At 65.6% G+C, this 19,838-nt stretch carries 16 protein-coding genes and 1 pseudogene; 1 reads left to right on the top strand and 16 read right to left on the bottom strand.

Going from position 1 to position 19,838, the window contains the following annotated elements:
- Positions 1–36 precede the first annotated feature (36 nt).
- Positions 37–477 carry a type II 3-dehydroquinate dehydratase gene (gene aroQ, locus AC57B8_RS30460; RefSeq protein WP_062470706.1) on the top strand — a complete coding sequence of 147 codons (441 nt, stop codon included), beginning with the start codon at positions 37–39 and terminating at the stop codon, positions 475–477.
- Positions 478–643: 166 nt separating this feature from the next.
- On the opposite strand, the gene AC57B8_RS30455 is transcribed toward aroQ, so the two are convergent.
- From AC57B8_RS30455 to AC57B8_RS30380, 16 genes and pseudogenes are all read right to left on the bottom strand, one after another.
- On the bottom strand, positions 644–2,218 hold the full coding sequence (locus tag AC57B8_RS30455) for a SpoVR family protein (RefSeq protein ID WP_223301264.1): 1,575 nt from the start codon (positions 2,216–2,218) through the stop codon (positions 644–646).
- Entirely contained in the window at positions 2,215–3,507 is a 1,293-nt protein-coding gene (locus tag AC57B8_RS30450; protein ID WP_095744575.1) for a YeaH/YhbH family protein, read from the bottom strand. Before AC57B8_RS30450 ends, AC57B8_RS30455 begins: the two co-directional genes overlap by 4 nt.
- An 81-nt stretch (positions 3,508–3,588) precedes the next feature.
- Positions 3,589–5,511, bottom strand: coding sequence for a PrkA family serine protein kinase (locus AC57B8_RS30445; RefSeq protein WP_062470701.1), 1,923 nt, complete (start codon positions 5,509–5,511; stop codon positions 3,589–3,591).
- 653 nt (positions 5,512–6,164) lie between these two features.
- Entirely contained in the window at positions 6,165–7,301 is a 1,137-nt protein-coding gene (dnaJ, locus tag AC57B8_RS30440; protein WP_062470698.1) for a molecular chaperone DnaJ, read from the bottom strand.
- Between the two features lie 103 nt (positions 7,302–7,404).
- Positions 7,405–9,342, bottom strand: coding sequence for a molecular chaperone DnaK (dnaK, locus tag AC57B8_RS30435; RefSeq protein ID WP_070059679.1), 1,938 nt, complete (start codon positions 9,340–9,342; stop codon positions 7,405–7,407).
- Positions 9,343–9,456: 114 nt separating this feature from the next.
- Entirely contained in the window at positions 9,457–10,029 is a 573-nt protein-coding gene (grpE, locus tag AC57B8_RS30430) for a nucleotide exchange factor GrpE (RefSeq protein WP_082817966.1), read from the bottom strand.
- Between the two features lie 224 nt (positions 10,030–10,253).
- On the bottom strand, positions 10,254–10,604 hold the full coding sequence (locus AC57B8_RS30425) for an FKBP-type peptidyl-prolyl cis-trans isomerase (protein WP_496481621.1): 351 nt from the start codon (positions 10,602–10,604) through the stop codon (positions 10,254–10,256).
- 213 nt (positions 10,605–10,817) lie between these two features.
- Positions 10,818–11,120 (bottom strand): annotated as a pseudogene (locus AC57B8_RS30420) (winged helix-turn-helix transcriptional regulator); the annotation flags it as partial.
- Between the two features lie 189 nt (positions 11,121–11,309).
- Positions 11,310–12,155 (bottom strand): archaetidylserine decarboxylase, encoded by an 846-nt coding sequence (asd, locus tag AC57B8_RS30415; protein ID WP_070059678.1) that lies wholly within the window; start codon positions 12,153–12,155, stop codon positions 11,310–11,312.
- A 336-nt stretch (positions 12,156–12,491) separates the two neighbouring features.
- Positions 12,492–13,484 (bottom strand): Bug family tripartite tricarboxylate transporter substrate binding protein, encoded by a 993-nt coding sequence (locus AC57B8_RS30410; RefSeq protein WP_390345252.1) that lies wholly within the window; start codon positions 13,482–13,484, stop codon positions 12,492–12,494.
- Between the two features lie 26 nt (positions 13,485–13,510).
- Positions 13,511–14,491 (bottom strand): tripartite tricarboxylate transporter substrate binding protein, encoded by a 981-nt coding sequence (locus AC57B8_RS30405; RefSeq protein ID WP_139706642.1) that lies wholly within the window; start codon positions 14,489–14,491, stop codon positions 13,511–13,513.
- 53 nt (positions 14,492–14,544) lie between these two features.
- Positions 14,545–15,306, bottom strand: a complete 762-nt coding sequence (locus tag AC57B8_RS30400) for a glucose 1-dehydrogenase (RefSeq protein ID WP_495299286.1) — start codon at positions 15,304–15,306, stop codon at positions 14,545–14,547.
- 26 nt (positions 15,307–15,332) lie between these two features.
- Positions 15,333–16,904 carry a galactarate dehydratase gene (gene garD, locus AC57B8_RS30395; protein ID WP_496481620.1) on the bottom strand — a complete coding sequence of 524 codons (1,572 nt, stop codon included), beginning with the start codon at positions 16,902–16,904 and terminating at the stop codon, positions 15,333–15,335.
- Between the two features lie 22 nt (positions 16,905–16,926).
- On the bottom strand, positions 16,927–18,222 hold the full coding sequence (locus AC57B8_RS30390; RefSeq protein WP_070059673.1) for a TRAP transporter large permease: 1,296 nt from the start codon (positions 18,220–18,222) through the stop codon (positions 16,927–16,929).
- A gap of 8 nt (positions 18,223–18,230) precedes the next feature.
- Positions 18,231–18,719, bottom strand: a complete 489-nt coding sequence (locus AC57B8_RS30385; RefSeq protein ID WP_062470671.1) for a TRAP transporter small permease — start codon at positions 18,717–18,719, stop codon at positions 18,231–18,233.
- Positions 18,720–18,815: 96 nt separating this feature from the next.
- Entirely contained in the window at positions 18,816–19,793 is a 978-nt protein-coding gene (locus tag AC57B8_RS30380; RefSeq protein ID WP_070059672.1) for a TRAP transporter substrate-binding protein, read from the bottom strand.
- Positions 19,794–19,838 lie beyond the last annotated feature (45 nt).

The raw sequence follows: 19,838 nt of genomic DNA, 5'->3' as shown, positions 1-19,838 counted from the left end.
CTTCCTGCATCCGCCAGCTTCCTTCACCGATCCATCATGAAGAAAATCCTCGTCCTCAACGGCCCCAACCTCAACCTGCTCGGCACGCGCGAGCCCGAACAGTACGGCCGCGACACGCTCGCCGACGTCGAACGCCTGTGCAAGGAGACGGGCGCGAAACTCGGTGTCGAGATCGAGTGCCGCCAGTCGAACCATGAAGGCGTGCTGATCGACTGGGTTCAGGAGGCGGGTCGTGAAGTGGCCGCCGGCAACATGCTGGGCGTGGTGATGAACCCGGGGGCCTACACCCACACGTCGATCGCGCTGCACGACGCCATCAAGGGGGCGAGCGTGCCGCTGATCGAGCTGCACATCTCGAACGTGCATGCGCGGGAAGAGTTTCGCCACCACTCGTACATCTCGCCTGCGGCGCGCGGGATCATCGTGGGGCTGGGGGTGAAGGGGTACACGCTGGCCATCGCCGCGCTGGTTCCCTGAGGTTGCCTTTCGGGGGCGTGCGCAGGGCACCGGGTACTTCCCTCCGCGAATGTCCCCCGCCTTCGGCTCCTCCTTGATTTCGCTGCGGGAAGCACCCAGTGCCCTGCGCACGGGGGCACGCTTCGGGTGGACGGCTGATCAACAGCCGCTCTGAGCAGCAGGTTTCTCAGTAGGTTTGCTTCGGCGCTGCGGCCTTCCAGCTGCGGCTGACCCGGCCTGCGCTGTCGACGCTTTCCAGGTGCACGTCGAAGCCCCAGAGCCTTGCGACGTGCTTCAGCACTTCTTCGGCGTTGTCGTTCAGCGGCAGGTTGTTGCGCTGCGTATGGCGCAGCGTGAGCGAGCGGTCGCCGCGCGTGGCCACGCTCCAGACCTGGATGTCGGGCTCGCGGTTGCCGATGTCGTACTGGCGTGACAGCGATTCGCGCAGCGCCTGGTAGCCGCTGTCGTCGTGGATGGCCGACACCTCGAGCTCCGATTCGCTCTGGTAGTCGCGGATCGAGAACAGGCGGAAATCGCGCATCGTCTTCGGGCTCAGGAACTGGCCGACGAAGCTCTCGTCCTTGAAGTTGCGCATCGCGTAGTCGAGCGTCTTGACCCAGTCGGTGCCCGCGAAGTCGGGGAACCAGCGGCGGTCTTCGTCCGTCGGCTTTTCGCAGACGCGGCGCAGGTCGGTGAACATCTTGAAGCCCAGCGCATACGGGTTGATGCCGCTGTAGGCGCGGTGGCCCACGGGCGGCTGGAACACCACGCTGGTGTGCGAACTGAGCCATTCCATCATGAAGCCGTCGTCCAGCTGGCCGCGGTCGTACATGGTGTTGAGCAGCGTGTAGTGCCAGAAGGTGGCCCAGCCTTCGTTCATGACCTGGGTCTGGCGCTGCGGGTAGAAGTACTGCGCGATCTTGCGCACGATGCGCACCACCTCGCGCTGCCACGGCTCGAGCAGGGCGGCGTTCTTCTCGATGAAATAGAGCAGGTTCTCCTGCGGCTCGGGCGGAAAGCGGCGCGCGGCTTCCGACTCGGCGGCTTGTTCGCTCTTGCGCGGCAGCGTGCGCCACAGGTCGTTCACCTGCTGCTGCATGTGGCGCTCGCGGTCGGTGCGCTGCGCGCTCTCTTGCGCCAGCGAACGCTTCTGCGGACGGCGGTAGCGGTCGACGCCGTAGTTCATCAGCGCGTGGCAGGAGTCGAGCAGGTCTTCCACCGCGTCGAGGCCGTGGCGCTCCTCGCACTCGGCGATGTAGTGCCGCGCGTAGACGAGGTAGTCGATGATCGACGACGCGTCGGTCCACATGCGGAACAGGTAGTTGCCCTTGAAGAAGCTGTTGTGCCCATAGGCCGCGTGCGCGATCACCAGGGCCTGCATGGCCATGGTGTTTTCTTCCATGAGGTAGGCAATGCACGGATCGGAGTTGATGACGATCTCGTAGGCCAGCCCCATGTGGCCGCGCTTGTAGTTCTTCTCGGTGGAAATGAACTGCTTGCCGTACGACCAGTGCCTGTAGATCATGGGCATGCCCACGCTGGCGTAGGCGTCCATCATCTGCTCGGCCGTGATCACCTCGAGCTGGTTCGGGTAGGTGTCCAGGCCGAAGCTCCTCGCGGTCTTCGCGATTTCGGTGTGGTACGTCTCGATGAGCTCGAAGGTCCAGTCGGACGGGCTGGGCAGGCGCTCGAGGCGGGAGGTGGGCAGGTCGGTGCTGCGCGGCAGGACGGGGGCCCCGGGAGGGCGTTCGGTGGTGATCATGTGGGCACCCCTTCCTTCTTGAACAGGTCGCGGAACACCGGGTAGATGTCCTGCGCGTCCGATACCTTGCGCATGGCGAAGTTGGGCGCCACGCCTTCGAGTTGCTGGTACTCCTGCCACAGGTTCTGCTCGGTCTCGGCCACCTGCACGTAGGCGTAGTAGCGCACCACGGGCAGGATGTTGTCGACCAGCAGTTCACGGCAGCGGCCGCTGTCCTGGTGCCAGTTGTCGCCGTCACTGGCCTGGGCGCCGTACACGTTCCATTCGCCGCTGGCGTAGCGGGCCTTGATGATCTCGTCCATGAGCACCAGCGCGCTCGACACCACGGTGCCGCCGGTCTCGGTGGCGTGGAAGAACTCTTCCTCGGTCACTTCCTGCGCCTGCGTGTGGTGGCGCAGGAACACGAGGTCGATGCGCTCGTAGTGCCGCGTGAGGAACAGGTACAGCAGCATGAAGAAGCGCTTGGCCATGTCCTTGCGCGCCTCGTCCATCGAGCCCGACACGTCCATGAGGCAGAACATCACGGCCTTGGCGCTGGGCACGGGCGTCTTCACGCGGTTGCGGTAGCGCAGGTCGATCGGGTCGATGTAGGGCACGTGCCGCATGGTGCGGCGCAGCTCGGCGATGAGGTCCTCGGTCTCGCGGATTTCCTTCTGGATCAGTGCGGTCTCGACCTGTGGATGCGCTTTCAGGACCAGAAGGTGCGCCTCCAGGCGCTTGAGCTCCTTGCGCGGTTCGCCGCCCAGCGCGATGCGCCGCGCCAGCGCGCCGCGCATGGAGCGCACCACGTGCAGGTTGTTGGGCGAGCCGTCGCTGGTGAAGCCGGCGCGGTGGCTCTTCCACTCGGGCACTTCGGCGATCTGGGTGCGCACGAGGTGGGGCAGCGCAAGGTCGTCGAAGAAGACGCGCATGAACTCCTCGCGCGTGAGGCGGAAGACGAAGTCGTCCTCGCCTTCGCCGCTGTCGCTGGCCTCGCCGCTGCCCGAGCCACCGCCGCCCTGGCCCTCGGGGCGCGCGATGCGATCGCCCTTGAGGTACTCCTGGTTGCCGGGGTGCACGTACTCGCGGTCGCCGCCGCGCGCATGGCCGAACACCGGCTCGGAGACATCGTGGCGCGGCAGGGTCACGTCTTCGCCTTGCTCCAGTTCGCGGATGTTGCGCCCGCTGACCGCGCGCCGCACCGCCTCCTGGATCTGGCCCTTGTAGCGCCGAAGGAAGCGCTCGCGGTTGCCGATGGACTTGTTCTTGCCCGAGAGCCGGCGATCGATGATCTGCTGCAGGATGGCCACGATGTTTTCAAAGCTCCTTGCAAAACGGTGGACGGTGCGCTGGTTAGGTCCTTCGCACGCGTCCGTTGTTCCCGCTGTCCGCTATGAACTCTTGCGCACCCGCAGGTACCACTCGCACAGAAGCCGGACCTGCTTGGCGGTGTAGCCCTTCTCGACCATGCGGGTCACGAAGTCCTCGTGCTTCTTCTGCTCGTCGGCGCTGCTCTTGGTGTTGAAGCTGATCACCGGCAGCAGCTCTTCGGTGTTGGAGAACATCTTCTTTTCGATGACTGCACGCAGCTTCTCGTAGCTGGTCCACGCCGGGTTGCGCCCCGCGTTGCCGGCCCGCGCACGCAGCACGAAGTTGACGATCTCGTTGCGGAAGTCCTTCGGGTTGCCGATGCCGGCGGGGCGCTCGATCTTCTCGAGCTCGCCGTTGAGCGAGGCGCGGTCGAACACTTCGCCGGTGTCCACGTCGCGGAACTCCTGGTCCTGGATCCAGTAGTCGGCGTAGGTCACGTAGCGGTCGAAGATGTTCTGGCCGTACTCGCTGTAGCTTTCCAGGTAGGCGGTCTGGATTTCCTTGCCGATGAACTCGGCGTAGCGCGGCGCCAGCAGCTCCTTGATGTAGCTGATGTACTTCTGCTCGGTTTCCGGCGGAAACTGCTCGCGCTCGATCTGCTGTTCGAGCACATACATCAGGTGCACCGGGTTGGCGGCCACCTCGGTGCTGTCGAAGTTGAAGACCTTGGAGATGATCTTGAAGGCGAAGCGCGTGGAGACGCCGCTCATGCCCTCGTCGACGCCCGCGTAGTCGCGGTACTCCTGGATCGACTTGGCCTTGGGATCGGTGTCCTTGAGGTTCTCGCCGTCGTACACCTGCATCTTGCTGAAGGTGCTGGAGTTCTCGGGCTCCTTCAGGCGCGTGAGCACCGACAGCTGCGCCATCATGCGCAAGGTGCCGGGCGCGCACGGCGCCTTGGCCAGCGAGGAGTTGCGCACCAGCTTCTCGTAGATCTTGATCTCTTCGGAGGCACGCAGGCAGTACGGCACCTTGACGATGTAGATCCGGTCGAGGAAAGCCTCGTTGTTCTTGTTGTTGCGGAACGCCTTCCACTCGCTCTCGTTGCTGTGGGCCAGCACGATGCCGTCGAAGGGAATGGCGCCGAAGCCTTCGGTGCCCTTGAAGTTGCTTTCCTGAGTGGCCGTGAGCAGCGGGTGCAGCACCTTGATGGGCGCCTTGAACATTTCCACGAACTCGAGCAGGCCCTGGTTCGCGAGGCACAGGCCGCCGGAGTAGGCGTACGCGTCGGGGTCGTCCTGGGCGTAGGTCTCGAGCTTGCGGATGTCGACCTTGCCGACCAGGGAAGAGATGTCTTGGTTGTTCTCGTCGCCCGGCTCGGTCTTGGCGACCGCGATCTGGCGCAGCACCGAGGGATAGCGCTTGACCACCTTGAACTGGCGGATGTCGCCACCGTATTCCTCGAGCCGCTTCACGGCCCAGGGCGACAGGATGCGGTTCAGGTAGCGCACGGGGATGCCGTACTCTTTTTCGAGGATCTCGCCGTCTTCGAGGGTGTCGAACAGCCCGAGGGGCGACTCGTTCACCGGGGAGCCGTGGATCGCATAGAAGGGCACGTGCTCCATGAGCTGCTTCAGGCGCTCCGCGATCGAGCTCTTGCCGCCGCCGACGGGCCCCAGCAGGTAAAGGATTTGCTTCTTTTCTTCGAGTCCCTGCGCGGCGTGGCGGAAATAGGACACCACCTGCTCGATGGCATCTTCCATGCCATAGAACTCCTTGAACGCCGGATAGATCTTGATGACCTTGTTCGCGAAGATCCGCGAAAGACGGGGGTCATTGCGGGTATCTACCAGTTCCGGCTCGCCAATGGCCTGGAGCATTCGTTCGGAGGCCGTTGCATATGCCGTCGGATCGCGTTTGCAGATATCCAGATATTCCTGCAGCGAGAGAACTTCCTCGCGGGTGCGTTCGTAGCGGGCTGCAAAGTTGCTGATCACGTCCATGGTCGCGCCTCCTTCAGGTCGGCGGGGCTTTTGACCCCGATGCCTACAGCCAGAGACTGCGTCGCTCCTCTTGGAAGAGGGGCCCCGCCCATGGCCGTATGCCGTGGAAAACTCCCTTACACACTATCTACACAATCGGTTCAATCAGCATAAAGCAAAGAATGAACCGGGCAAATGTTTTATTTATTCTGAACCCCTCTGCCGAGTAAAGTTCCTCGGAAAACAAGGAACTTCTATTCGTGTTTCTGTTAAATTGAAAAGCTCGCGCTCGCGTAATTGTCCCCGGATGAAATGACTATGCCGAATGGCTATCGTCCTCATTGAAATTCTGTGGCGAACACCTTTCCTAATTGAACCCGGGTTCAATAAAGCCGATGCCTTTCAGCAATAACGCGCGACCTGTCGTTTGGTTTATTGCATATCCAAAAAAACATTAAAGCAATCCCCGCGCCACTCCTGTGGCGAGTGGCTGGCGCATGGCAACGTGGGAAGACAACGCGGGCGCCGGTCGGCGGCGTTCCGCAACGGTGCGGGGAGCACCGTTCGCGTGCCTGGCGCGCCGCCAGAGGGCGGCAGCGGCCGAAAGAGGGCACGCTGCGGGCCGACAGGGCGTCGGCCCGGCGCTGACGAAGGCCGTCAGCGCGTCAGCATCATCAGCTGAAGAATTCCTTGGCCTTGTCGAACCAGCCCTTGTCGGTCGGGCTGTGCTTCTCGCCACCCTTCTTGAGCGATTCGTCGAGCTCCTTGAGTAGCTTGCGCTGGTGCTCGGTGAGCTTCACGGGCGTTTCCACGCGCACGTGGCAGTACAGGTCGCCCGGGTAGCTCGAACGCACGCCCTTGATGCCCTTGCCACGCAGGCGGAACTGCTTGCCGCTCTGGGTGCCGTCGGGAATGTCGATGGCGGCCGCGCCCTTGAGCGTGGGCACGTTGATCTCGCCGCCGAGCGCCGCGGTGGTGACGCTCACGGGCACCACGCAGTGCAGGTCGTCGCCGTCGCGCTCGAACAGGTCGTGCTTCTTGAGGCGGATCTCGATGTACAGGTCGCCGGGTGGCCCGCCGTTGGTGCCAGGCTCGCCGTTGCCGGTGCTGCGGATGCGCATGCCGTCGTCGATGCCGGCCGGAATCTTCACCTCGAGCGTCTTGTTGTTCTTGATCTTGCCCTGGCCGTGGCACACGGTGCAGGGCTCGGGAACGATCTTGCCGCTGCCGTGGCAGGTCGGGCAGGTCTGCTGCACGCTGAAGAAGCCCTGGCGCATCTGCACGGCGCCCGCGCCGTGGCAGGTGGTGCAGGTGATGGGCTTGGTGCCGGGCTTGGCACCGGAGCCGTGGCAGGTGCCGCAGTCGTCCCAGCTCGGGATGCGGATCTGCGCGTCCTTGCCGTCGGCGGCTTCCTCGAGCGTGACTTCCATCGCGTAGCTCAGGTCGCTGCCGCGGAACACCTGGCGCCCGCCGCTGGTGCGGCCGCGGCCGCCGCCGAACACGTCGCCGAAGATGTCGCCGAAGGCCTCTGCGAAGCCGCCGAAGCCTTCCGCGCCGGGGCCGCCGCGCATGTTGGGATCGACGCCGGCATGGCCGTACTGGTCGTAGGCCGCGCGCTTCTGGCCGTCCGACAGCATCTCGTAGGCCTCCTTCACCTCCTTGAACTTGGCCTCGGCGTCCTTGCTGGTGTCGCCGTGGTTGCGGTCGGGGTGGTGCTTCATCGCAAGCTTGCGATAAGCCTTCTTGATTTCTTCCTCGCTCGCGTTCTTGGGAACGCCGAGGGTTTCGTAGTAGTCGCGTTTGGTGGCCATGGCAGCAGATTCGGTCGGGCGGCGGGAACTCGTCGGGGAACTGGAAGCGAGAAAGGCTGGAGCACCTGTTCAGGTGTTCCAGCCTTGTTAGAAGGGCAGGGGATCAGCCCTTCTTCACTTCCTTGACTTCGGCGTCGACCACGTTGTCGTCGGCCTGCGCGCTGGCGGAAGCTTCCGCACCTGCCGGGCCGCTGGCGGCCGAGGCGTTGGCCGCAGCCTGCGATTCGGCATACATCTTCTCGCCGAGCTTCTGGCTCGCGGTCATCAGCGTGTTGGTCTTTTCCTCGATCACGGTCTTGTCTTCACCCTTGAGGGCTTCTTCCAGGTCCTTGATCGCGGCTTCGATCGCGTCCTTCTCGGCGGCTTCGAGGCTGGCGCCATGCTCGCCGAGCGACTTCTTCACGCTGTGCACCATGGCTTCGCCCTGGTTGCGCGCCTGCACGATCTCGAGCTTCTTCTTGTCTTCGTCGGCGTTGAGCTCGGCGTCCTTGACCATCTTCTGGATCTCGTCTTCGCTCAAGCCCGAGTTCGCCTTGATGGTGATCTTGTTTTCCTTGCCGGTGCCCTTGTCCTTGGCGCCGACGTGCAGGATGCCGTTGGCGTCGATGTCGAAGCTCACCTCGATCTGCGGCGTGCCGCGCGATGCCGGCGGAATGCCTTCCAGGTTGAACTCGCCCAGCAGCTTGTTGCCCGAGGCGATCTCGCGCTCGCCCTGGAACACCTTGATGGTCACGGCCGGCTGGTTGTCCTCGGCGGTCGAGAAGGTCTGTGCGAACTTCGTCGGGATCGTGGTGTTCTTCGTGATCATCTTGGTCATCACGCCACCCATGGTCTCGATGCCCAGCGACAGCGGGGTCACGTCGAGCAGCAGCACGTCCTTGCGGTCACCCGAGAGCACCTGGCCCTGGATGGCGGCGCCGACAGCCACGGCTTCGTCGGGGTTCACGTCCTTGCGCGGTTCCTTGCCGAAGAAGGCCTTCACCTTTTCCTGCACCTTGGGCATGCGGGTCATGCCGCCGACCAGGATCACGTCGTTGATGTCGCTCACGCTGATGCCGGCGTCCTTGATGGCCAGGCGGCAGGGCGCGATGGTGCGCTCGACCAGCTCGTCGACCAGGCTTTCCAGCTTGGCGCGGGTGAGCTTGATGTTCAGGTGCTTCGGACCGGTGGCATCGGCCGTGATGTACGGCAGGTTGATGTCGGTCTGCGCGCTGTTCGACAGCTCGATCTTGGCCTTTTCAGCGGCTTCCTTCAGGCGCTGCAGGGCCAACACGTCCTTGCTCAGGTCGACGCCTTGTTCCTTTTTGAACTCGCCGATGATGTAGTCGATGATGCGCTGGTCGAAGTCTTCGCCGCCCAGGAAGGTGTCGCCGTTGGTCGACAGCACTTCGAACTGCTTCTCGCCGTCGACGTCGGCGATCTCGATGATCGACACGTCGAAGGTACCGCCGCCCAGGTCATACACGGCGATCTTGCGGTCGGCCTTGTCCTGCTTGTCCAGGCCGAAGGCCAGGGCTGCAGCGGTGGGTTCGTTGATGATGCGCTTGACGTCCAGGCCCGCGATGCGGCCGGCGTCCTTGGTGGCCTGGCGCTGTGCGTCGTTGAAGTAGGCCGGCACCGTGATCACGGCTTCGGTCACGGCTTCGCCGAGGTAGTCTTCGGCGGTCTTCTTCATCTTGCGCAGGATGTCGGCGCTGACCTGCTGCGGGGCCATCTTCTTGCCGCGCACTTCCACCCATGCGTCGCCGTTGTCGGCCTTGGCGATGGTGTAGGGCATCAGGTCGATGTCCTTCTGGACTTCCTTTTCCTCGAACTTGCGGCCGATCAGGCGCTTGATCGCGTACAGCGTGTTCTTGGGGTTGGTGACGGCCTGGCGCTTGGCCGAGGCACCGACCAAGACTTCACCGTCTTCCTGGTACGCGACGATCGACGGCGTGGTGCGCGCACCTTCCGAGTTCTCGATCACACGCGTGGTGTTGCCTTCCATGATCGACACGCACGAGTTGGTGGTGCCGAGGTCGATGCCGATGATCTTTGCCATGTTCTTACTCCTGAAATTCGGAAAAATATGTTGTTATGAACTTGTGGATAACCCGGTGCGATTCAAGGGACGACGCGGGGATTTCCTGTGGGAATCTTGTGGGGCAGTGCCGATTTACTTCGGGGCGGCCACGGTGACCAGCGCCGGGCGCAGCACGCGCTCGTTGATCGTGTAGCCCTTTTGCAGCAGGCCGACCACGGTGTTGGCGTCCTGGTCGGCGGGCACCATCGAGATGGCCTGGTGCAGGTGCGGGTCGAACTTGTCGCCGGCAGCGGGGGCCACTTCGATCACCTTGTTGCGTTCGAGCGCGCTCTTGAGCTGGCGCAGCGTGGCTTCGGCGCCTTCGCGGATCTGCTCGGGCGTGGCGTCCTTGACGGCCAAGCCGGCTTCGAGGCTGTCGGTCACCGGCAGCAGGCTCTCGGCAAAGGCTTCGACCGCGAACTTGCGGGCCTTGGTGATCTCGTCGTCGGCGCGGCGGCGGGCGTTCTGCACGTCGGCCTGGGCGCGCAGGTACTGGTCGGCCAGCTCGGCATTCTTGGTCTGAAGGGCAGCCAGTTCGCCTTGCGCCACGGCCAGGGCGTCGAGCGCCTCGGCTTCGTTGGCGGCTTGCGCGGCCTCCAGTTCTTCGGGACTGGGCTCGCCTTGCAGCATTTGAGAATTCTGTGCGGATTGTTGCGGGTCAGACATTTTTCAAAGAACCGGCGTGCGCCGGAAAACAAACACAGCCAGCCACTTGGGGCTGGCCTAGGGCTTTTCAAGCGTAAAAATGCGGCCAAAAGGGCCGCAACAGGGGGCGCGAACTGAATTTCACGTGGGACACCGCGGAACCGGCTTCGCCGGGCCGCAGGTGTCGCCCCCGGTAGGGGGTTGGCGAAGCGGACACGAAGTGCCGCGCAGCCTGGGGGCGAGCCTCAGTGCGCGTCGAGGAGCTCGACGTCGAACTTCAGGGTGGCGTTCGGGGGGATCACGCCGCCGGCGCCGCGGGCACCGTAGCCCAGCGAGGCGGGGATGATCAGCGTGCGCTTGCCGCCGATCTTCATGCCGGCGACGCCTTCGTCCCAGCCCTTGATGACCTGGCTGGCGCCCAGCGAGAACGCGAAGGGGTCGTTGCGGTCGCGGCTGGAGTCGAACTTGGCGCCTTGCACGCCGTCGTTGTAGAGCCAGCCCGTGTAGTGCACGTGCACGTGGTGGCCAGCCTTGGCTTCGGCGCCGGTGCCGACTTCGGTGTCTTCGTATTGCAGGCCGGAGGGGGTGGTGGGCATGGGAAACGCTCCTTGCGTCGATGAAATGGGAGAGGAATCGGAGGCGCGGAGTTTACCGAGGCCCGGCGGGCCCCCGCTTCAGCCCTGGCTGTCGGAGCCGGGCGGCGTGGTTGCGGGAGGTGCTGCGTCGGGGGCGGAAGGCGCCGGTGCAGCAGGCGCCACGGGCGCGGAGGCATCGGCCGATACGGGCTGGGCGGCGGCCGGCCCCGCGGCCTTCTTGCTCTGCCCCAGCTGCCACTTGGCGGCGAAGGCCTGCAGGTCGGACAGGCGCTTGAGCAGGTCCTGCCCGCTGAGCGTGAGGCAGTAGCCGTCGCTGCCGTGGCTCACGACGCCGGCTTCGCGCAATTCCTTGATGCGGGTGTTGAGGGTGTTGGGAGTGATGCCGCCGACGCTGTCCTGCAGCAGCCGGAAGGTCTGGGCGTGGCCGTCGCGCAGGGCCCACAGCACACGCAGCGCATAGCGGGCTTCGAGCAGGGCGAGCAACTGGCTGATGGCTGCGTTTTCCTTGGTACTCATCGACATCATCTCCTCGAAGCTGGGCGGACCGTCGGCCGGGGGCAGGCCGGGGCGGCGCACTCTTGTTTGTGATTGGTCGTCATGGACCGTCTGGCTGGCCGACGACTATAGCGCGAAGGATCAGGATGCTACTGGTTTTATAGCTGTGCAGGCATGCAGCATGCGGGTTTCGAGACAAAGCTTCACAAATCAGGCGTAGTTGGCCATGGCTTCGCCCAGGCGGATCGCGCGGGTGGGCGACCAGTCCGGGTTGAAGGCCAGCGCGGGCGCCGGGAACAGCATGACGACGGTGGAGCCCAGCAAGAACCGGCCCATCTCGTCGCCTTTCTTGATGTCGATCTGCTGGTCGTTGTAGTGCCACTCGCGCAGCTCGCCCACGCGCGGCGGATTGACCACGCCGTGCCACACGGTGGCCATGCTGCCGACGATGGTGGCGCCCACGAGCACGAGCACGAAGGGGCCGTTGGCCGATTCGAAGACGCACACCACGCGCTCGTTGCGCGCGAACAGGCCGGGCACGCCGCGCGCGGTGGTCGGGTTGACCGAGAACAGGTCGCCGGGCACGTGGATCATGCGCACCAGCCGCCCGTCGCAGGGCATGTGGATGCGGTGGTAGTCCTTGGGGCTCAGGTACAGCGTGGCAAAGCTGCCGTGCGCGAACTTGGCGGCCAGCGCGGCATCGCCCCCGACCAGCGCGGTGGTCGTGTAGTTGTGGCCCTTGGCCTGGAAGATCTGGTCGCCCTCGATGGCGCCGAACTGGCTGATGGCGCCGTCCACGGGGCACACGAGGTCGGCCTGTGCGAGCGGGCGCATGCCGGGCTTGAGGGCGCGCGTGAAGAACTGGTTGAAGCTCTTGTAGTGATGGATGTCGGACTCGAGCGCCTCGCCCATGTCGACGTTGTACTTGGCAACGAAGCGGCGAATGATCCAGGTGGTGACCGCGCCTCGTTCCTTGCCTGCGACCCAGCCGGCGAAATTGGTCAGGGCCTGCTTGGGGAACAGGTATTGGGGCAGAACTGCGGAGCGATCGGACACGTTGTGGAAGGCCTGGAATGCGGAATCGGACGGGCATTCTATAAAGCGCTTCTTCTCGGGAGCGTAGGAAGCTTCCCTTGGTTCGCGGGGACTGGCGCTCCTTGCAGGCACGCGCCCGGCGGGCGGTGCGGCGCGGTCGGCCCCACTGTGCCGGCCGCTTCGCGGCTGCCCTGCGGTGCTCGCGTTTCGCGGGGTCTCGCAGAACTCGCTTCGCTCAAACAGCTGCGAGCCCTGATCCGCGAAACGCTGCGCTCCTCGGCGGCACAGAGGGGCCGCCCGCACCACACCGCCCACCAGGCGCTTGTGGGGGTGTGGTGGCTGCCGGATTCGGGGAGGTCAGTCGGCCTTGATGCCTGCTGCCTTGATCACCTGCGCCCACTTCTCCACTTCCGTCTTCTGGAAGGCGGCGATCTGCGCGGTCGTGAGGTCGGCGGGCTCCATCCCGAAGCCCTTGAGCTTGTCCTGCATCTCGGGCGTTGCAAGGATCTTGCGGATCTCGGTGTGCAGGCGATCGACGACGGGGGGCGGCGTGCCCGCGGGCACGAAGATCGCCTGCCACGACACCACCTCGAAGTCCTGCAGGCCGGGCACGCCCGACTCGGCGACCGTGGGCACGTCGGGCATCGAGGCCAGGCGCTTGGCCGAGGTGACGGCGATGGCGCGCAGCTTGCCGCTCTGGATGTGCGGGCCGGCCACCACTGTGGTGTCGAACATCATGTCGACCTGCCCGCCGATCACGTCCTGGATCGCGGGGCCGCTGCCCTTGTACGGGATGTGCGTGAACTTCACGCCCGACTTGTAGCCCAGCAGCTCCAGCGCCAGGTGCTGCGAGGTGCCCGTGCCCGCCGAGGCCGATGAGAGGCCGCCGGCCTTGGCCTTGCTCGCGGCGATCACGTCCTTCAGCGTCTTGTAGGGGCTGGCCTGGTTCACGACCAGCACCACGGGGTTGGTGCCGATGAGCGTCACGGGCGCGAACGACTTCTGCGGGTCGTAGCCCAGCTTGGGGTACAGGCTCACGTTGATCGCGTGCGAGCTGATCGTGCCGCCCACCAGCGTGAAGCCGTCGGGCGCGGCGCGCGCGCCGATCTCCGAACCCACGCTGCCGCCGGCGCCGCCCTTGTTGTCGATGATCACGCTCGTGCCCAGCACGGTGCCGAGCTTCTGGCCGATGAGCCGGCCCAGCACGTCGGTGGTGCCGCCCGCGGGAAAGGGCACGAGGTAGGTGATGGCCTTGCCCGTGGGCCAGGTATTGCCGCCTTGCGCGAAGGCGGGCAGGGCCGCCGCCAGCGAGGCGGCGAGGGCGGACTGGATGAGTGTGCGGCGTTGCATGGTCGTGCTTCCTTGTCGTGTCGCGCTCACGGCTTGATGTTGAGCTTGGTGATCAGCGCCTTGAAGTAGGCGTTGTCCTTGGCCAGCGTTTCCTTGAACACCGCACCGTCGGTGTAGACGTAGCCCAGGTTCTGCTTGTCCATCACCTCGTGCATCAGCGGCTCGGCGGCGGTCTTGGCGGTGATCTCGCGCAGCTTGGCCATCACTTCGGGCGGCGTGTTCTTCGGTGCGCCCAGGCCGCGCCACGTGCCGATCGACAGGTCGATGCCGCGCTCCTTGGCGGTCGGGATCTTCTCGAAGCCCTTCACGCGCTTGTCGGCCATCACCATCAGCACCTTGAGCTTGCCGCCCTGCACGTGCGTCGTGACTTCGGCGGGGCTCACGGCCACGGCCTCGATGTGGCCGCCCAGCAGCGCCAGCACGGCGGGCGCGGCGCCCTGGAACGGGATGTGGCCGAACTTGGTGCCGGTCTTGTCTTCGAGCGCGGCGGCGGCCAGGTGCCAGATGGAGCCGTTGCCCGAGTTGCCCACGCGGATGCTCTCAGGCGACTTCTTCGCGGCGGCGAGGAATTCTTCGATCGTGTTCCACGGCGCATCGGCCTTCACGGTGATCGCGGCCGGGTCGGCGTTGAGCTGCGCAATGGGCTGGAAGTCGTCGTAGTTGAACTTGGCCAGGCCCAGGTGCGGCAGCGTCAGCAGTTCCACGGTGAGCACGGCGAGCTTGTAGCCGTCGGGCTTGGCGTTGATCACCTCGGTCCAGCCGATGGCGCCGCCCGCGCCGGGACGGTTGACGATCACGATGCTCTGCGAAATGTGCTTGCGGCTCGCTTCCGAGAACGCGCGCGCCAGCCCGTCGGTGCCGCCGCCGGGCTGGTAGGGCACGAGCAGCTCGATGGTGCGGTTCGGGAAATCGTTGGCTTGCGCCGCGGCGGGCGCGGCCAGGCCGAGCGAGAGGGCGGCGGTGGCCGAAAGGGCGGCAAGGCCGCGGACGAACTGGCTTCTTTGCATGGTGTCTCTGTCTCCGTTGTTGATCTGTTGTGCTGAGAAGGCGGGGGAGTGCGTCAGGGCATGTACTGCCCGCCGTTCACTTCGAGCACCTGCCCCGTCACGTAGCCCGAGAGTTGCTCGGAGGCCAGGTACAGGAAGGCGCCCACGCATTCGTCGGCCGTGCCCAGGCGTCCCATCGGGATGCCGGTCCTGAAGGTCTCGAGCATTGCGGGCGTCGAGAAGCGGTCCTGGAACGGCGTCTGGATCACGCCGGGCGCCACCGCGTTCACACGGATGCGGTCGCCCACGAGTTCCCTTGCCAGGCCGTGCGTGGCGGTGCTCACGAAGCCCTTGGCGCCCGCGTACAGGTAGGCGCCGGGCCCGCCGCCGGTGCGCGCGGCCACCGAGGTCACGTTGATGATGGCGCCGCTGCCTTGCTTGCGCATCTGCGGCACCGTCTCGCGGCAGAAGGCCAGCACCGAGCGCGCGTTGATGTGCATCACCTCGTCGAACAGCGCATCGTCGAACTCGGCGATGGGCATGCGCTTGACCAGGCTGCCGGCGTTGTTCACCAGTACGTCGATGCGGCCGAACTGCGCCGTTGTCTCCTGCACGCAGGCGCGGATCGCGGCGGTGTCGCGCACGTCGGCCTGCAGCGCGAAGGCCGTGCCGCCGGCCGCGCGGATGGTGTCGACCACGCGGGTCGCCGCATCGGCCGAGCTGTTGTAGTGCACCGCCACGCGCATGCCGCGCGCGGCGAACGCGATGGCCACCGCCGCGCCGATGCCGGTGCTGGCGCCGGTGACGAGGGCGGTCTTGTCCTTGAGGTCTTCCATGGCTGTGCTCCGTGAGGGTGGTTCGATCAGGTGACCGGTGCCGGGTTGAACAGCACCAGCGCGTTGTGCAGCTTCCAGTGCTCGGCCCAGGTCTTCTTGCGGCCGCTGGCCACGTCGAGCATCAGGCGGAACATCTCCCAGCCGATGTCCTCGATGCTGGCCTCGCCGTCGGCGATGCGGCCGGCGTTCACGTCCATCAGGTCGTGCCAGCGGCGCGCGAGGTCGCTGCGCGTGGCGACCTTGATCACCGGCACCTCGGCCAGCCCGTAGGGCGTGCCGCGGCCGGTGGTGAACACATGCAGGTTCATGCCGGCCGCCAGCTGCAGCGTGCCGCAGATGAAGTCGCTGGCCGGCGTGGCGGCGTAGATGAGGCCCTTGTGCGTCAGCTTCTCGCCGGGCGCGAGCACGCCGGTGATCGGCGCCGAGCCCGACTTGACGATCGAGCCCATCGCCTTCTCGACGATGTTCGACAGCCCGCCCTTCTTGTTGCCCGGCGTGGTGTTGGCGCTGCGGTCGACGCGGCCCTTGTCAAGGTAGGCGTCGTACCAGGCCATCTCGCGGATCATGGCGTCGGCCACTTCGGGCGTGGACGCGCGCGACGTGAGCTGGTCGATGCCGTCGCGCACCTCGGTGACTTCCGAGAACATCACGGTGGCGCCCGCGCGCACCAGCAGGTCGGTGCAAAAGCCCACGGCCGGGTTGGCGGTGACGCCCGAGAAGGCGTCGCTGCCGCCGCACTGCACGCCCACGACCAGTTCGCTCGCGGGCACGGTCTCGCGCCGGCGCTGGTTCAGGCGCGCGAGGTGCGCCTCGGCCTGGCGCATCACCGAATCGATCATCGACATGAAGCCGACGTGCGCGTCGTCCTGCAGGCAGACGACGTCGAGCTCCTCGGCGGGCGCGCCGCGCTGGTCAGCGATGGGGATGGTGCCGGGCGGCAGCAGCCGCTCGGGCTGCAGCTTCTCGCAGCCCAGGCTCACGACCATCACCTCGCCGCCGAAGTTGGGGTTGAGGCTGATGTTGCGCAGGGTGCGGATCGGCACGATGGCGTCGGGCGCGTCGATGGCCACGCCGCAGCCGTAGCTGTGTTCGAGCGCCACCACGTCATCGACATGCGGGTACTTCGGCAGCAGCTCGGCCTTGATGCGCTGCACGGCGAATTCGGTGACGCCCGCCACGCACTGCACGGTCTGCGTGATCGCGAGGATGTTGCGCGTGCCCACCGAGCCGTCGGCGTTGCGGTAGCCCTCGAAGGTGTAGCCCTCGAGCGGCGGCAGGGCAGGGGGCTTGACCGTGGCGATGGGCAGGCCGTCGAGCTCCGGCGCGACCGGCATGCGCATCACGCGCTCGTGCACCCAGCTGCCGCGCGGGAGTGCCTTGAGCGCGTAGCCGATCACCACGTTGTAGCGGCGGATGGCGTCGCCCTCGGCCAGGTCGACGAGCGCCACCTTGTGGCCTTGGGGCACGGTGTCGACCAACACCAGGCCGTCGTCGAAGGCCGTGCCGGCCTTGAGGCCGCCATCGTTCGCGACGATGGCGACGTTGTCGGCCGCGTGGATGCGGATGTACAGCGGCGGTCGGGTGTTTGCATCGGCCATCGGGAGGCCCTTTCTCTTTTCTTTACTTCACCACCATGAACAGGCTGGGCAGCCAGGTGGAAAACGCGGGCACGAAAGTGACCACGCCGAGCGCGAAGATCAACGCGCCGTAGAAGGGCCAGATCGTGCGCATCACCGTGCCCACCGAGACCCCGCCGATGGCGCAACCGACGAACTGCGTGGTGCCCACGGGCGGCGTGTTCAGGCCGAGCGCGCAGTTGATGAGCATCACCACGCCGAACTGCACCGAGGTCATGCCGTACTGCTGTGCAATCGGCAGGAAGATCGGCGTGCACAGCAGGATGGTCGCGGCCATGTCCAGGAAGGTGCCCAGCACGAACAGGATGATGTTGATGAGCAGGAAGATCATCCACGGCGTGGTCGTCACCTGCGACAGCATCTGGCCCGTGAGTTCGGCCACGCCGTACAGGCTGATGAGGTAGCCGAAGGTGCTCGAGATGCCGATCAGCAGCAGGATCACGCCCGTTGTGCGCACGGCCTTCGAGGCGGCCTTGATGAAGTGCTCCCACTTCAGCGTGCGGTACACGAAGATCGTCAGCGCCAGCGCGTAAAGCACCGCCACCGCCGCCGATTCGGTCGCCGTGAAGATGCCCGACAGGATGCCGCCGAGGATCAGCACCACGATGAACAGGCCCGGCAGCGCCGCCGCGAACGAGCGCGCCACGATGGCCCAGCCCGGGAAGCTGCCGGCCGGGTAGCCGCGCTTCACGGCCACGAGGTAGGCGGCCGCGAGGTTGCTGAGCGTGAGCACGGCCGCCGGCAGCAGCGCCGCCAGGATCAGCGCCGCGATCGACACCTTGCCGCCTGCTGCGAGCGAGTAAATGATGAGGTTGTGGCTCGTCGGCATGAGCGCGCCGACCAGGGCCGCGTGGGTCGTCACGTTGACCGCGTAGTCGGCGTGGTAGCCCTCCTTCTTCATCATCGGGATCATCACGGCGCCCATGGCCGAGACGTCCGCCACGGGCGAGCCCGAGACGCCGCCGAACAGGGTGCAGGCCACCACGTTCGACATGCCCAGGCCGCCGCGCACGTGGCCCACGAGGTTGCGCGCGAAGTTGACGATGCGGTCCGCAATGCCGCCGTAGAGCATGAGCTCGCCGGCGAAGATGAAGAAGGGAATGGCCAGGAACGAGAAGATGCCCATGCCCGAGGTCATCTGCTGGAAGCCCACCGCGAGCGGCAGGCCCTCGTACAGCAGCGTGGCCAGGGCCGACAGGCCGATCGAGAACGCCACCGGCACGCCGAGCAGCAGGAACAGCGTGAACGAGAGGCAGAGAATGAGAAGAGGGGTCGTCATGATGAGGTTCAGCCCCAGGCGGGTTCGACTTCGCGGCCTTGGGCCAGGGCGATGATGTGTTCGATCGAGAACATCACGATGAGGACGCCCGACACGGCGGCGGGCACGTACTTCCAGCCTTCGGAAATCCACAGCGTGGGCAGGCGGTAGTCCCACACCGATTCGGCGAGCGAGGCGCAGTTCCAGGCCATGGCCAGGCCGAACAGCAGGATCAGCGCGTGGATGAGGTATTCCATCTTCAGGCGCAGCCAGTCGGGCGCGAGCACGAGGAACGATTCGAGTCCGATGTGGCCCGCATCGCGCACGCCCACGGCCACGCCCAGCATGGTCACGTAGAGCACCAGCAGCAGCGCGAGGCTCTCGGCCCAGGTGGGGGTGTTGTTGAGCACGTAGCGGCCGAACACCTGCCAGCTCACGGCGCAGATCACCGCGACGAGACCGAGGATGCCCAACCACATGCAGGCACGGGCGAGCGTGCGGCAAAGTTTGGTGTACATATTTCCAGCGCGAAAAATGGAGAGGCTCCGCCTCTTCGTGGCCCCCGGCAGGGGCGCAGGGTCACGAAGTGCGCGAAGCCTGGGGGCGAGCCCTGTTTACTTCGTGTCCTGGACGCGCTTGACCAGGTCCTTGAGCTTCGCGTCCGTGATGAACTTGTCGTACACCGGCTTCATCGCGGCCTGGAACGGGGCCTTGTCGACGTCGATGATCTCGGCGCCGCCGGCCTTCACCGTGGCCAGCGACTTCACTTCACGCTCCTGCCACTGCTTGCGCATGTAGGGCACCGATTCCTTGGCGGCCTGGCGCAGCCAGCCCTGCTCTTCGGCGGAGAGCTTGTCCCACGCGCGCTTGGAGAACAGCAGCATCTCGGGCGCCATCGAGTGCTCGGTCTTGCTGTAGTACTTGGCGACCTCGAAGGCGCGCGCGCTTTCGTAGGTGGGGTAGTTGTTTTCGGCGGCGTCGATGAGACCGGTCTTCAGGCCCGTGTAGACCTCGCCCATCGGCATCGGCGTGGCGTTGGCGCCCATGGCCTCGAGCATCGACACCCACAGGTCGGACTGCTGCACGCGCACCTTCAGGCCCTTCATGTCGGCGAAGTTGCGCACCGGCTTCTTGGCCGTGAACATCGAGCGCGCGCCACTGTCGTAGTAGGCCAGGCCCACGAAGCCCTGCTTCTCGCACGACTTCAGGATTTCTTCGCCGACCGGGCCGTCGAGCACCTTGTGCAGGTGCTCCACCGAACGGAACAGGAAGGGCATGGTCGGCACCTGCGTCTCGGGGCAGATGTTGTTCATGGGCGCGATGTTCACGCGCACCATCTGCAGCGCGCCGATCTTGGTCTGCTCGATCGTGTCCTTCTCGTTGCCGAGCGCGCTGTTGTTGAAGACCTTGATGCTGTGCTTGCCCCCGGACAGCGCCTTGAGCCGTTCGCTCATGAACTTCACGGCGGTCACGGTGGGGTAGTCGTCGGGGTGGATGTCGGCCGAGCGGAACTCGGTGGCGCCGGCAGCCAGCGTGGTCAACGCGGCCGCCGCGCCGGCAGCAAGTGCGATGAGTGTCTTGTAGAGCTTCATTTGTCTCGTCCTCTTGGTGGTTGTCGTCAATAAAAAGAAAAGGGG

The sequence above is a fragment of the Variovorax sp. BGA-UO-ETr-C22 genome, assembly GCF_059567965.1.
The sequence above is the reverse complement of the archived record's forward strand: the minus strand, read 5'-3'. Positions and strand labels throughout refer to the sequence as shown.